Source organism: Streptomyces sp. NPDC030862 (genome assembly GCF_055571835.1).
This window is the reverse complement of sequence record NZ_JBVIEN010000003.1, coordinates 429,544-442,707: the sequence shown is the minus strand read 5'-3', so window position 1 is coordinate 442,707 and position 13,164 is coordinate 429,544. Positions and strand designations below refer to the sequence as shown.

Sequence of the window (13,164 nt, the reverse complement as noted above, 5' to 3'; positions counted from 1 at the left end):
CTCGCCGACCGCATGTCACACGCACGCGTGACCACGGCGCGTGGACAGTCGGACGGACGTAAGAGGCAGCATCCATGTCCCTGCGCAAACTGCGCAAAGAGTGCGAAGCCGGTCTGGCGGACCTGCCCATCCCCGCCCCCTTCACCATCGAGGCGCTCGTCGCCAACATGGAGGCGGCCCGGGGCCGCACCATCGTGCTGCGCGAACTCCCCGACCGCCTGGCCCGCGTCAACGCCGCCTGCGGGCTGCGCCTCACCTCCGGGAACACCAGCTTCGTCCTCTACCGCCGCCGCCCCACCGCGTACCAGACGCAACACGTCATCCTGCACGAGCTGTGCCACGAGTGGTTCGACCACGGCACCAGCCTCGACGCCGAGCAGCTGCGCCGCCTCCTCCCCGTCTTCGACACCTCGCTGATCGCACGCGTCCTCCACTCGGGCGCCACCGTGCAGGCGCGCGCGCAGTACGACACCCATGACGAACGGGTGGCCGAGTTCGGCGCCTCGCTCATCCCCCGGATGGCCCGGGACGTGACGAGCGACGACATGGTGGGGCGCCTCGCGAACTCGCTCTCCCGGCCCGTCGCCCACCGGCGGCGCGGCCTCTTCCGCCGCACCAAGAAAGACTCGTCGTCGTGAAGGACTCGTCGTGAAGGACCCCTCGTGACCGCCCTGGACATCGCCGGCTACCTCATAGCCGGCCTCATGACCGCCGTCGCGCTGTGGCGCATGCCCGCCGCCCTGTGGGGCGACGAGGAGGACAAGCGCCGCCGCGCCCTGTGGGGGTGCTACGCCGGGTTCGCCGCGGCCCTGTGGACCAAGACCCACGCCGTGCGCATCGGGCTCAACAACAGCCCCGTCGTCGACCTCGCCGTCCTCATCAAGCACTACACGGCGACCATCGCGATCCTCGCCATCCTCAGCTACATCGTGGCCATCTACGGCCACTACCCGGAGGGCGGCGCCGTGCCGCGCCACGTGCGGTTCGCGCGGATGGTGCAGCACGTGGCGGCGAAGGCGTCCGTCGCCACGCTGATCCTGCTGACCGTGCTCTTCTTCACCGTCGTGGACCGGTCCGTCCCCTCCGACCGGTTCGTCTCGGACCACGCCGGGCAGTGGGGCGCCACGCTCTACATGAGCGTCTTCTACCTCTACCTGGGCGCGGCGTCCGCCGTCTGCGCCTACCAGTGGGCCCTGGCGACCGCGGGTGCCACGCTGCGCCACCTGCGGGTCGGGCTCGGCATGATGACGTTCGCCATGTTCATCGGCGTCGGATACACCGTCAGCCGGACGCTGTTCCTGTGGATCAGCGTCGTCGAGCAGCCGAGCCACGCCTTCGCCCAGACCTTCGACAAGGTGACGGAACTCGCGCAGATCGTGCTGTTCGCCTTCTTCGCGGTCGGCGCGTCCATCCCGGCGTTCAGCAAGGGCTGGCGGCGTGTGAAGCTGTGGCGGGCGCAGGCGAAACTGCACCCGCTGTGGCGGGAGTTGATGATCGCCTTCCCCGACCAGCCCTTCGAGCCGCCGGCGTCGCTCGCGCGCGAGCTGACGCGGTTCGGGACCCCGGCCGACCTGCGCGTGGACCGCTGGGCCGCCGACATCGCGGACGCGGTCGAGAAGCTGCGGCACTACGTCCCCGACGGCCTGGTCGACGCGGCCCGCGAGGCGGCGGGCGGCGAGCCGGGGCCGCTGGCGGACGCGTACTGGATCAAGGCGGCCCTCGCCGCCAAGGCGGCCGGCGCGCCCGCCGGGAGGGCCGCGGCCATCGAGGCGAAGCACGCCGCCGACCAGGACGACGAGGTGGCGTGGCTGGTCTGCGTCGCGGGGGCGTACCGGACGGTCGACGGGGAGCGGGCGGCCCAGCTCCCGGAGCTCGCGGAGGAGCGCGCATGAGCGGCACGACCGAGCGGACCGAACCCGTCGAGGGCATCGAGCCCGCCGAGCCGAAGCGGGTGGCCCGTACCGTCACGGACGTCCTGCAGCCCCGCAACGTCCTGCTGGTCGGCATGACGGCCATCGGCTACGCGTCCGCAGGCCACTGGAGCGGCCTGCTGTGGGGCCTCCTCGGCGCCCTGTGCGCGGGCCTCGTCCCCGCCGGGTACATCGAGTGGGAACGCAAGCGCGGCACCTGGGGCGACCGGCACGTCGTCGACCGGACCAAGCGCGCGCCGATCTTCTTCGTGATCCTCGGGTCCATCGGCACCGGCTCCCTGATCATGACCCTCGGCCACGCGCCGACCGGCATCCTCGTCGCGATGCTGGCGCTGTGGGCGATGACGGTGGGCCTGCTGGCGGTCAACACCGTCTGGAAGATCTCCGTCGACTCCGCCGTCGCCTCGGCGGTCGTGGCCCTGCTCTCCGCGGTCCACTCCCCCTGGTGGCTCCTGGCCTACGCCATGACGGCCGCCGTGTGCTGGTCCCGCGTGGCGCTGCGGTACCACACGGTCGCCCAGACGGTGGCGGGCGCGAGCCTGGGCGCGGCGACGGCGGCGGCGTTCCTGGTGGTCTGACCTAGGACCTGCGCTGCTGCCGGGGGCAGGTCGCGCAGGTGTCCTCCGGCCGCAGCGTGTAGAGCAGGCAGCAGCTCACGCGGGTGCGCGTCGGCTCACCGCACGCCTCCGGCGCGGGGTCCGGGCGGAAGGCGGCCGCACCGGGGAGCGGGGCCGTGCCGCCCGGAAGCAGGGCGTCGGCGGCGCGCACGGCGGCCCAGGGGTCGCCGAGCCCGCGCCCCAGGTGCCACAGGCCCTGCGCCAGCGCGTCGGTGACCAGGGCCCACATGCCGCGCTCGCCCCGCCGCACGAGCGGCCGGAACGCCTCCAGGACCGGGGCCAGGTGCGCGGCCACCGCCGCGCGCAGCTCGGCCTCCAGGACGGCCTCGGACGCGGCGGCGACGGTCTCCGTCCCGGGCGCCACGACGAGCCGCCGCGTCCGCCAGCCGTACGTCACGCCGTCGGCCGTCAGGCGCGGCACCCGGCGCTCCAGGTACCAGGGGCCGCTCATGGCGAGCGCGGCGGTGAAGGCGTACCGGTGCAGCACCCAGGTGGGCGCGACGTCGGGCCGCGGCCGTACGCCGTAGGTCTCGTGGATGCGCCGCTCCTCGGCCGCGACGAGCGTCGCCACGGCGTCGGGGTCCTCCGCGAGCCGCCGGGCGCGGACCCAGTCGCCGCTCGGGGCGGGCTGCTCGGCCACCTCCATCCGCAGGTACGGCGAGGCGGCGGCCATCCGGCGGTACGCGTCGGCGACCGGCGCCAGGGCGGGGCGCTGCGGCAGTACGGCGGTGGCGGGCATACACGTCCTCGGGAGGCGGGTTGCGGGGTTAGGCAAGCCTTGCCTCATTATTACCAGGCGTCACATCGGTGCGCGCGCCGAACGGTCACTCCGTGGCCCTCACCGCACCAGCGCCGCCCCCGCGAACGCCGCCGCCAGACCCGCCGCCACGCTCGCCGCCACGTTGACGACCGCGTACGGCTTCGCGCCCGTCTCGGCCAGCCGGAGCGTCTCGTACGAGAACGTCGAGTACGTCGTCAGCGCCCCGCACAGCCCCGTCCCCAGCAGCAGCTGCGCCTGGGACGCGGCGCCGGTCAGCAGGCCCAGGAGCAGGCAGCCGGTCACGTTGACCGTGAAGGTGCCCCAGGGGAAGACCGAGTCGTGGCGGGCCTGCACGGCCCGGTCGGTCAGGTACCGCAGTGGCGCGCCGACCGCGCCGCCGACGATCACGAGGAGCCAGTTCACCCGGACACCACCGGACGGCCTCGCAGGTCTCCGCCGCCCGCCCTCACGCCGCCCTCCGCACCAGCGCCCGGCGCGTCAGCCGGGCCGCCGCCCAGACGCCGGCGAGCGCCACCAGCACCGTCGCCGCCAGGTAGGCCAGTGCGCTGGCGGTCTCTCCCCGCCGCAGCAGCCGCTCGATGTCCATGGCGTACGTCGAGAACGTCGTGAACCCGCCCAGCACACCCGTGCCGAGGAACGGCCGCACCAGCCGGTGCACCGGGACCCCGCCCTCCGTGATCACCACCAGCAGGACACCGATGAGCGCGCAGCCCACGCCGTTGATCCCCAGCGTGGCCCACGGGAAGCCGCCCGGCGCCGCCGGCCACGCCAGCGACACCCCGTACCGGCCGGCGGCCCCCAGCGCGCCCCCGGCCGCCACCGCGCCCACGACGACGAGCTCCTCATTCCGTACGACACCCATGGGACCAGGGTGTCAGGCCGGTCTCAGGAGCTCACCGGCTCCCGGTCCGCAGGACCTCGGCGAGGAACGCGTCCAGCTCCACGTGCTCCTCGCCCGCCGGCACCGCCGCGTACGTCCGGTCCAGGAAGCCCCGCATCGACGGCGCCCACGCCGTGAAGACCGCGCTGTGCATCAGCTCGATGCACAGCTCCTCCCGCGTACCGTTCACCTCCGGCCACACGCGTACGTCCCCTTCACCGACCGCGCCGCCCGTCACGCCCTCCAGCGCGTCGCGCAGCATGTCGCGGTCGAGGCGCCACTCGGCGTAGGTCCAGCCGCCGTGCGTGAAGTTGACGGTGATGGCATACGGGTCCTGGGGGTCGTACGCCATGTGTGCCAGTACGGGGATCTCCTGGCCCGTCTGCGGGAGCAGCCGCATGAAGACCTTGTCGCGCAGGACCGCGTCCGCTTGCATGTCGTCCCTCCGGGAGAGCTCGTCCGGTCGGTTCGGTGCCGGCCGGTTCGGTGCCGACCGGTTCGGTGCCCGAGCTTTCCCAGTGCCCGCACAGCGGCGATTGATGCGGCCGGGGCACGCTGTCGTCCGTACGGCGCACTCGCCCTGCGGGGCTGACGGCGGCTTTTTAACGTGACTGAATGATCGTCAGCTCGCTCGCGGCCGCCGCCCTCTACCTGGGGCCTTCCCTTCTGCCGGCCCTCCCGTCCGCCGCGCCGCCGTTCCCGGTGGAGCCGGCCCCGCCGCGCCCCGCCGCGGCCGTGGACGCGTCCCTCCTGCACCGTCCCGGCACCCAGGTCCGCCTGCCGCCGGGCGTGGCGCGGCCGCCGGTGCTGAGCGCTCGCTCGTGGCTGGTCGCGGACGCGCGCAGCGGTGCGGTGCTCGCCGCGCACGACGCGCACAAGCGGCTGCCGCCCGCCTCCACGCTCAAGGTGCTCTTCGCGCTGGCCGCGCTGCCGGGGCTGTCGCCGGAGCGGCCGCACACGGTCAGCAGGCACGAGCTGACCGGGATCGGTGACGGCAGCAGCCTGGTCGGCATCAAGGAGGAGATCACCTACCGGGTGGCGGACCTGTGGCGCGGGGTGTTCCTCAGCTCCGGCAACGACGCCGTGCGCGTGCTGGCGGGCCTCAACGGCGGCTGGGCGGCCACCGTCCGCGAGATGCAGGCCACCGCCGAGGCGCTCGGCGCCCGCGACACCCGGGTCGTCTCGCCGGACGGCTACGACGCGCCGGGCCAGGTCTCGTCCGCGTACGACCTGGCCGTCTTCGCCCGCGCGGGCCTGCGCGACCCGGACTTCGCCCGCTACTGCGCGACGCCGTACGCGAAGTTCCCGGCGGGCACCTGGTCGTACGGCATCCGCAACACCAACCGGCTCCTCACCGGCGACGACGGCGTGGCCCGCTACCCCGGCATCCTCGGCGTGAAGAACGGCTACACCAGCGGCGCCGGCCACACCCTGATCGCCGCCGCCCGCCGGGACGGGCGCACGCTCGTCGTCACGGTGATGAACCCGCGCTCCGGCGGCGCGTACGCCGTCTACGAGGAGGCGCGCAAGCTGCTCGACTGGGGCTTCGCCGCCGCCCCGCGCGCGCACCCGGTCGGCTCCCTGCTGGCCCCGCCGAAACGCGGCCCCGACGCCTCCCCGGTGCCCGTGGCGGCCGGTGCTCCGGCCTCGGCCCCGGCCACTGCCGCCCCGAAGGCCCGGGCCCAGGCCCAGGCCCCCGCGCGGGACGACGGCCCGCGCGTCTTCCTCCCGGTCACCTTCGTCGTCTCGGCGTGCGTCGCGGCGGCGACGCTGTGGTGGGTGCGGCGGCGCGTGGACACTCCGTTGGAGTAATGATCTGCGAAACGGGCTACTCATGACGTGCTCGGGGGCCCCTCGCGGAAGGACCGATGCCATGCGTGTGTCCCGCTACCTGATCACCACGGCCTGTGCCGGCGCCCTCGCCCTGGGCGCCGCGTTCGCCGCCCCGGCCGCGGCCGCCCCGGCCTCCGCCCCGGCGGGCGTGCACGCGCCCCAGCCGGCGCCCACGCCGTCACCGACGTACCGCGTGGGCGAGGCCATCACGAGCGTCAAGGGGCTGCCGTTCTGCGGCCTGCGGCAGGGCAACGCCTTCGTGATCATCGACCAGGGCCGGGCGATCGTCGTGGACGGCACCGGGCACTTCGTCCAGGCCATCCTCAAGCCGGGCGAGAGCAACCGCGAGTACAAGGTGACGTTCCACAAGGACGGCAAGAGGGTCACCTACACGCCCGACGGTGCCACGAAGCCGGTCACCGAGGTGTGCAAGCCGCTGAAGTGAGCGGGCACGTGACCGGGCGCGGGCCCGCGGAGGTCCGTGACACGGCGGCCCCGGACGCGGGAGCGTAGTCCCGTACGCGCACGCACCCGCGTCAGGAGGCCGCCGCCATGCCCGTCCCCGTGATCCTGGACTGCGACCCCGGCCACGACGACGCCTTCGCGATCATGCTCGCCGCCGCGCATCCTGCCATCCGGCTGCTCGGCATCACCACCGTCGCCGGGAACCAGACGGTGGAGAAGACGACCCTCAACGCCCGCCGCGTCTGCACCGTCGCCGGGATCGAGGGCGTGCCCATCGCCGCCGGCCTCGCGGGGCCGCTGCACGGCTCCGGGATCGTCGCGCGGAACATCCACGGCGAGTCCGGGCTCGACGGACCCGGGTTCGGGGAGCCGACCGTGCCCGTCGACGACCGGGACGCCGTGACCTTCCTGCGCGACACGCTCCTCGCGCACCCCGAGCCCGTCACGCTCGTACCGACCGGCCCGCTCAGCAACATCGCCGCGCTGCTGCTCGCCCACCCCGAGCTGGGCGGGCGGATCGGCCGCATCGTGCTGATGGGCGGGTCGACGGAGCGCGGCAACAGGACCCCGGTGGCCGAGTTCAACGTCCTGTCCGACCCGGAGGCCGCCGACATCGTCTTCACCAGCGGCCTGCCCGTCACCATGATCGGCCTGAACGTCAGCCACAAGGCGCTCGCCACCCCCGACGTCGTCGCCCGCATCGACGCCCTCGGTACGCCGCTGGCGCGCCTGTGCACCGAGCTGCTCACGTACTTCGGCGCCACCTACCGCGAGGTCTTCGGCTTCCCGGCCCCGCCGCTGCACGACCCGCTGACCGTGGCCCACCTCATCGACCCGGGCCTCGTCACGCTCGTCCACGCGCCCGTCGCCATCGAGCTCACCGGCACGCACACACGCGGCGCCACCGTCGTCGACCTCGACGGGGTCACGGGCGCCGCGCCCAACGCGTACGTCGGTGTCGACGTGGACGTCCCCGGCTTCTGGGACCTCATCGTCGACGCCGTACGCGTCCTGGGCGCTCGCTGATCAGCGCCGCAGCGCCCACTTCTGCACGGATTCGAGCGGGCCGTTGGAGAAGCGGCGCAGCCACAGCGTCGAACCCACCATCAGCACCGCGCACACCACCGCCCACAGGCCCATCACCCACCACGGCCGCCAGGAGTCGCCCAGCCGCGCGGCCAGGCCCAGGCCGATGCCGTACGAGGCGAGCATGCACAGCAGGTTCTGCAGCACGTACCCGGACAGGGCCGTCCGGCCCACCGAGGTGAGTCCGGTCATCAGCGGCCCCGGGCGGCGCACCCGGTCCACCAGCGCGCCGATGAGCCCGATGTAGCCGACGGCCATGAGCGGCGCCGCGCCGTACCGGCCCAGCAGGAAGAAGTCCGGACCGGCCAGCGCCACCGCCACGTTGAGCGGCACACCGAGCCCGAGGCCCCAGCCCAGCAACCGCGCCCGCAGCCGCCGCGCCGCCTCGTCCGCGCCGAAGGCGCCCGCCCGGAAGAGCCGTACGCCCAGCAGGAAGAGGAACAGCAGCAGGAAGAAGCTCAGCACCGGCTCCAGGCGCAGCGCGATGGCGTTCTCCAGGCGGAAGGCGACCTGGTCGAGGTAGCCGCCGTGCGCGTACAGCCCGACGACGGCCGGGGAGACCCCGTCCTCGCCGGCGCCGCCCGGGTCGTTGTCGGCGGTGGCCAGCACCGCCGTCAGCAGGCCCATGAGCGTCAGGTGCACGCCGGCCGCCCACCACATCACCCGGCGCCGCGCCCGCTCGGAGCGCGTCAGCAGCCACGCCACCAGCAGCGCGGTCACCGCGTACCCCATGAGCACGTCCCACGCGAAGACCAGCACGAAGTGCACGGTCCCCTCCGCGAAGAGGAACAGCGCCCGCCACTTGTACCGCCCGGGCCACGGCTGCCCGCGCCGCGCCGCCGAGGCGTACTGGATGGCGAGCCCGGCGCCGAAGAGGATCGTCAGCAGCGACAGGAACTTCCCGTCCGCCAGCAGCCGGAACACCCCCTCGGCGGCCTCGGGGAAGGACCCGAACGTCACCTGCCCGAGGCCCCCCTGCAGCACGCCCCACTCGGCGCCGCGGGCCGTGAAGACCCAGACGTTGGTCATGAGGGTGCCGAGGATGGCCGCTCCGCGCAGGACGTCGAGGAGGGCGAGCCGTTTCGTGCCGGTCCGTTCGGGAGCGCGCAGTGTGTCGGTCATGCGTTCCATCGTTCCGGCGCGCCCCGCCGAAATCGTCGTGAGGGCGGACGAACCGGGACTACATCGAAGGATGCAGCCCCCAGCGGCTCAGTCGTACACCTCGCCGACCTCCAGCACCCGCGCCGTGACGCGCCCGTCCGGTGCGCGGTCCGGGTCCGCCAGGAAGGCGCGGTAGGCCTCCTCGGACGGGAAGGCCAGCAGGTGGACCTCCGACCGGCCGTCCGCCGTGCGCAGCCGCCGCTCCAGCCGGCCGCCGTGGCGGGGCAGCAGGGCGAGCGTGCGCTCCTCGTGGGCGAGGGCGTCCTCCACGGCGTCGGCCGGGTAGTCCAGCACCACGGCCACCTGGAACGGCGGGGCCGCCGCCGACGGATCCAGCGGCTTCTCGAAGTACACGTCGACGTGGCCGCCCGGCACGCCCTGGACGCGGCCCGTCTCGACGTACCCGAGGCGCCGGTAGAAGGGCGGCGCCTGGAAGGTGTACGAGGAGACCGTCATGCGGCCGCAGCCGCGCCGCCGCGCCTCGTCCTCGGCCGCCCGCATCAGCCGGGTGCCGAGGCCGGTGCCCCGCTGGTCCTCGCGGACCCACAGCATGTCGACCGCGCCGAGACCGCCCCACGTCCAGCCGGTGAGCCCGCCGACCACCTCGCCGGTCGTGCCGTCCGTGGCGCGGATGTACACGTCGGTGTGGTCGTCGGCGCCGGTGGCCGCCGTGTTGAACGCCGTCAGCTCGCGGTCGAGGAGCTCGTCCAGCTCCTCGTCCTCGGTGGAGACGGTGAGCTCCACGCCGCCGGTCACTTGTCCTCCAGGTCGCCCTCGGTCTCCAGGAACACCTGCTTCAGCTGCTCCAGCACCTGCGGATCGGGCTTCGCCCACATGCCGCGCGACTCGGCCTCCAGGAGCCGCTCGGCGATGCCGTGCAGGGCCCAGGGGTTGGCCTCCTGGAGGAACGCGCGGTTCTCCGGGTCGAGGACGTACGCCTCCGTCAGCTTGTCGTACATCCAGTCGGCGACGACGCCGGTCGTGGCGTCGTACCCGAAGAGGTAGTCGACGGTCGCCGCCAGCTCGAACGCGCCCTTGTAGCCGTGGCGGCGCATCGCCTCGATCCAGCGCGGGTTGACCACGCGGGCGCGGAAGACGCGCGAGGTCTCCTCCACGAGCGTGCGGGTGCGGACGCTCTCCGGGCGGGTCGAGTCGCCGATGTACGCCTCGGGCGCCGTGCCCTTGAGCGCGCGGACGGTCGCGACCATGCCGCCGTGGTACTGGAAGTAGTCGTCGGAGTCCGCGATGTCGTGCTCGCGGGTGTCGGTGTTCTTGGCCGCCACCGCGATGCGCTTGTACGCCGTCTCCATCTCGCTGCGGGCGGGCTTGCCCTCGAGGCCGCGCCCGTACGCGTAACCGCCCCACACCGTGTACACCTCGGCGAGGTCGGCGTCGGTGCGCCAGTCGCGCGAGTCGATCAGCTGGAGGATGCCCGCGCCGTACGTGCCCGGCCGGGAGCCGAAGATGCGGGTGGTGGCGCGGCGTTCGTCGCCGTGCTCGGCGAGGTCGGCCTGCGCGTGGGCCCGTACGTAGTTGTCCTCGGCCGGCTCGTCGAGGGAGGCGGCGAGGCGCACGGCGTCGTCCAGCAGCCCGATGGTGTGCGGGAAGGCGTCCCGGAAGAAACCGGAGATGCGCAGCGTCACGTCGACGCGCGGGCGGCCCAGCTCCGCGAGCGGGATGGGCTCCAGGCCGGTGACGCGGCGCGAGGCGTCGTCCCAGACGGGCCGGATGCCGAGGAGGGCGAGCGCCTCGGCGACGTCGTCGCCGGCGGTGCGCATCGCGCTCGTACCCCACAGGGACAGGCCGACGGAGGTGGGCCAGTCGCCGTTGTCGGTGCGGTAGCGCTGGAGCAGCGAGTCCGCGAGGGCCTGGCCGGTCTCCCAGGCGAGGCGGGAGGGGACGGCCTTGGGGTCGACGGAGTAGAAGTTGCGGCCCGTCGGCAGGACGTTGACCAGGCCCCGGAGGGGGGAGCCGGAGGGGCCGGCCGGGACGAAGCCGCCGTTCAGGGCGTGCACGGCGTTGTCGAGCTCGTCGGTGGTGGCGGCGAGGCGCGGGACGACCTGGCGGGCGGCGAAGTCGAGGATCCGCGTCACGTCCGGGCCGTGGCCCTCCGCCACCCGGGCGACCGCGGCCGGGTTCCAGTCGGCGGCCTCCATCGCCTCGACCAGCGCGCGGGCCGTGGCCTCCGCCTCGTCGGCGGTGGTACGGGTCGCGGCGGACTCGTCGAGGCCGAGGGCCTCGCGCAGGCCGGGCAGGGACTGCGTACCGCCCCAGATCTGGCGGGCGCGGAGGATGGACAGGACCAGGTTGACGCGCTCGGGGCCGGTCGGCGCGCCGCCCAGCACGTGCAGGCCGTCGCGGATCTGCGCGTCCTTGACCTCGCAGAGCCAGCCGTCGACGTGGAGCAGGAAGTCGTCGAAGCCGTCGTCGTCCGGCCGGTCCTCAAGGCCGAGGTCGTGGTCGAGCCGGGCGGCCTGGATCAGCGTCCAGATCTGGGCGCGGATGGCGGGCAGCTTGGCCGGGTCCATGGAGGAGATCTGCGCGTACTCGTCGAGCAGCTGCTCCAGGCGCGTGATGTCGCCGTACGACTCGGCGCGCGCCATCGGCGGCACCAGGTGGTCGATGAGCGTGGCGTGGGCACGGCGCTTGGCCTGGGTGCCCTCGCCCGGGTCGTTGACGAGGAACGGGTAGATCAGCGGCAGGTCGCCGAGCGCGGCGTCGGGGCCGCAGGCGGCGGACAGGCCGGCGTTCTTGCCGGGCAGCCACTCCAGGTTGCCGTGCTTGCCGAGGTGGACCATGGCGTCCGCCCCGAAGCCGCCGTCGGCGGCCGGGGTGGCGATCCAGCGGTAGGCGGCCAGGTAGTGGTGCGACGGCGGCAGATCGGGGTCGTGGTAGATCGCGATCGGGTTCTCGCCGAAGCCGCGCGGCGGCTGGATGAGGATGAGCAGGTTCCCGCGCCGCAGGGCGGCGAGGACGATATCGCCGTCTGGGTCGCCTTCGGCGGTACGGGAGCGGTCGAGGAACATCTCACCCGGCGGCGGGCCCCAGTGCCGCTCGACGCTCTCGCGGAGCTCCTCCGGGAGACCGGCGTACCAGCGCTTGTAGTCGGCGGCCGGGATGCGGACCGGGTTGCGGGCCAGCTGCTCCTCGGTGAGCCACTCCTGGTCGTGGCCGCCGGCCTCGATGAGCGCATAGATCAGCTCGTCGCCGTCGCCGGAGGCAAGGCCGGGGACCTCGTCCGTACCGAAGTCGTAGCCCTCCTCGCGCAGTCGGCGCAGCAGCGCGACGGCGGAGGCGGGGGTGTCGAGGCCGACGGCGTTGCCGATGCGGGAGTGCTTGGTGGGGTACGCGGAGAGGACCAGCGCCAGGCGCTTGTCGGCGTTCGGGATGTGACGCAGGCGGGCGTGGCGCACGGCGATCCCGGCGACGCGCGCGGCGCGCTCGGCGTCGGCGACGTACGCGGGCAGGCCGTCGGCGTCGATCTCCTTGAAGGAGAACGGCACCGTGATGAGCCGCCCGTCGAACTCGGGGACCGCGACCTGGCTGGCGGCGTCGAGCGGCGAGAGCCCTTCGTCGTTCTCCTCCCAGGCGGAGCGCGGGCTCGTCAGGCACAGCGCCTGGAGGATCGGTACGTCGAGGGCGGCGAGCGCGCCCGCGTCCCACGACTCGTCGTCGCCGCCGGCCTGGGCCTCGGCGGGCTTGGTGCCGCCGGCGGCGAGGACGGTGGTGATGACGGCGTCGGCGGTGCGCAGGGTGTCCAGCAGCTCGGGCTCGGGGGCCCGCAGGGACGCCACGTACAGGGGCAGCGCCTGGCCGCCCGCGTCCTCGATGGCGTCGCACAGGGTGTGGACGAAGGCGGTGTTCCCGCTCATGTGGTGGGCGCGGTAGTACAGCACCGCGACGGTCGGGCCGGTGGCGGTGCGCGCGGTCCGCTCCAGCGGGCCCCAGGTGGGCGCGGCGGCCGGCGGCTCGAAGCCGTGGCCGGTGAGGAGGACCGTGTCGGACAGGAAGCGGGCGAGCTGCTCCAGGTTGTCCGGGCCGCCGTGGGCGAGGTAGGCATGGGCCTCGGCCGCGATGCCGATGGGGACGGTGGACGTCTCCATGAGCTGGGCGTCGGGGGCCTGTTCGCCGGTCAGCACGACCAGCGGCTTGCCGCTCGCGCGCAGGGCGTCGAGGCCCTCCTCCCAGGCGCGGATGCCGCCGAGGAGGCGTACGACGACGAGGTCGGCGCCGTCCAGCAGCCCGGGCAGGTCTCCCCCATCGCCTTCGGCATGGGAGGTACCCCCATTCGCAGCGAGCCGGGCGGGGTTGGCGAACCGGTACGCGACCGGGCCTTCGGCCGCGCGGGCGCTCAGCAGGTCGGTGTCGGAGTGCGACAGCAGCAGGATCACGGCGTGCCGGGCCTTCCTC

General features: G+C 73.9%; 13 protein-coding genes. 6 read left to right on the top strand and 7 right to left on the bottom strand.

The features are described from left to right. The first annotated feature begins 74 nt into the window (after positions 1 to 74). From ACZ42X_RS10010 to ACZ42X_RS10000, 3 genes are read left to right on the top strand one after another with little or no spacing between them, the layout of a single operon-like run. Positions 75 to 638 (top strand): toxin, encoded by a 564-nt coding sequence (locus ACZ42X_RS10010; RefSeq protein ID WP_468286459.1) that lies wholly within the window; start codon positions 75 to 77, stop codon positions 636 to 638. 24 nt (positions 639 to 662) lie between these two features. Next, positions 663 to 1,892 (top strand): MAB_1171c family putative transporter, encoded by a 1,230-nt coding sequence (locus ACZ42X_RS10005; protein ID WP_468286457.1) that lies wholly within the window; start codon positions 663 to 665, stop codon positions 1,890 to 1,892. Then, positions 1,889 to 2,509, top strand: a complete 621-nt coding sequence (locus ACZ42X_RS10000; RefSeq protein WP_468286454.1) for a hypothetical protein — start codon at positions 1,889 to 1,891, stop codon at positions 2,507 to 2,509. The genes ACZ42X_RS10005 and ACZ42X_RS10000 overlap by 4 nt, the downstream gene beginning before the upstream one ends. A 1-nt stretch (position 2,510) precedes the next feature. Here the strand turns inward: ACZ42X_RS10000 and ACZ42X_RS09995 are convergent, their stop codons facing one another. The 4 genes from ACZ42X_RS09995 to ACZ42X_RS09980 all read right to left on the bottom strand — a co-directional run bounded on the left by ACZ42X_RS09995 (position 2,511) and on the right by ACZ42X_RS09980 (position 4,645). Then, a complete protein-coding gene (locus ACZ42X_RS09995) occupies positions 2,511 to 3,287 on the bottom strand; it encodes a (2Fe-2S)-binding protein (protein ID WP_468286452.1) in 777 nt (258 codons plus the stop codon). A gap of 99 nt (positions 3,288 to 3,386) precedes the next feature. Continuing rightward, on the bottom strand, positions 3,387 to 3,731 hold the full coding sequence (gene crcB, locus ACZ42X_RS09990) for a fluoride efflux transporter CrcB (RefSeq protein WP_468286449.1): 345 nt from the start codon (positions 3,729 to 3,731) through the stop codon (positions 3,387 to 3,389). Between the two features lie 43 nt (positions 3,732 to 3,774). Next, positions 3,775 to 4,191, bottom strand: a complete 417-nt coding sequence (locus tag ACZ42X_RS09985) for a fluoride efflux transporter FluC (RefSeq protein ID WP_468286446.1) — start codon at positions 4,189 to 4,191, stop codon at positions 3,775 to 3,777. Between the two features lie 31 nt (positions 4,192 to 4,222). Then, positions 4,223 to 4,645: an SsgA family sporulation/cell division regulator gene (locus ACZ42X_RS09980; protein WP_468286443.1), complete on the bottom strand. Its 423-nt coding sequence runs from the start codon at positions 4,643 to 4,645 to the stop codon at positions 4,223 to 4,225. 179 nt (positions 4,646 to 4,824) lie between these two features. Between ACZ42X_RS09980 and ACZ42X_RS09975 the strand changes: the two genes are divergently transcribed. The 3 genes from ACZ42X_RS09975 to ACZ42X_RS09965 all read left to right on the top strand — a co-directional run bounded on the left by ACZ42X_RS09975 (position 4,825) and on the right by ACZ42X_RS09965 (position 7,533). Further along, positions 4,825 to 6,021, top strand: a complete 1,197-nt coding sequence (locus ACZ42X_RS09975) for a D-alanyl-D-alanine carboxypeptidase family protein (protein ID WP_468286440.1) — start codon at positions 4,825 to 4,827, stop codon at positions 6,019 to 6,021. A 61-nt stretch (positions 6,022 to 6,082) separates the two neighbouring features. Further along, complete coding sequence (locus ACZ42X_RS09970) at positions 6,083 to 6,487, top strand: hypothetical protein (protein WP_468286437.1); 405 nt, start codon at positions 6,083 to 6,085, stop codon at positions 6,485 to 6,487. A gap of 107 nt (positions 6,488 to 6,594) precedes the next feature. After that, positions 6,595 to 7,533: a nucleoside hydrolase gene (locus tag ACZ42X_RS09965; protein ID WP_468286434.1), complete on the top strand. Its 939-nt coding sequence runs from the start codon at positions 6,595 to 6,597 to the stop codon at positions 7,531 to 7,533. Here the strand turns inward: ACZ42X_RS09965 and ACZ42X_RS09960 are convergent, their stop codons facing one another. The 3 genes from ACZ42X_RS09960 to cobN all read right to left on the bottom strand — a co-directional run bounded on the left by ACZ42X_RS09960 (position 7,534) and on the right by cobN (position 13,145). Continuing rightward, positions 7,534 to 8,715: a DUF418 domain-containing protein gene (locus tag ACZ42X_RS09960; protein ID WP_468286431.1), complete on the bottom strand. Its 1,182-nt coding sequence runs from the start codon at positions 8,713 to 8,715 to the stop codon at positions 7,534 to 7,536. A gap of 87 nt (positions 8,716 to 8,802) precedes the next feature. Beyond that, on the bottom strand, positions 8,803 to 9,510 hold the full coding sequence (locus ACZ42X_RS09955) for a GNAT family N-acetyltransferase (RefSeq protein WP_468286428.1): 708 nt from the start codon (positions 9,508 to 9,510) through the stop codon (positions 8,803 to 8,805). Then, positions 9,507 to 13,145, bottom strand: a complete 3,639-nt coding sequence (gene cobN, locus ACZ42X_RS09950) for a cobaltochelatase subunit CobN (protein WP_468286426.1) — start codon at positions 13,143 to 13,145, stop codon at positions 9,507 to 9,509. The genes ACZ42X_RS09955 and cobN overlap by 4 nt, the downstream gene beginning before the upstream one ends. Positions 13,146 to 13,164 lie beyond the last annotated feature (19 nt).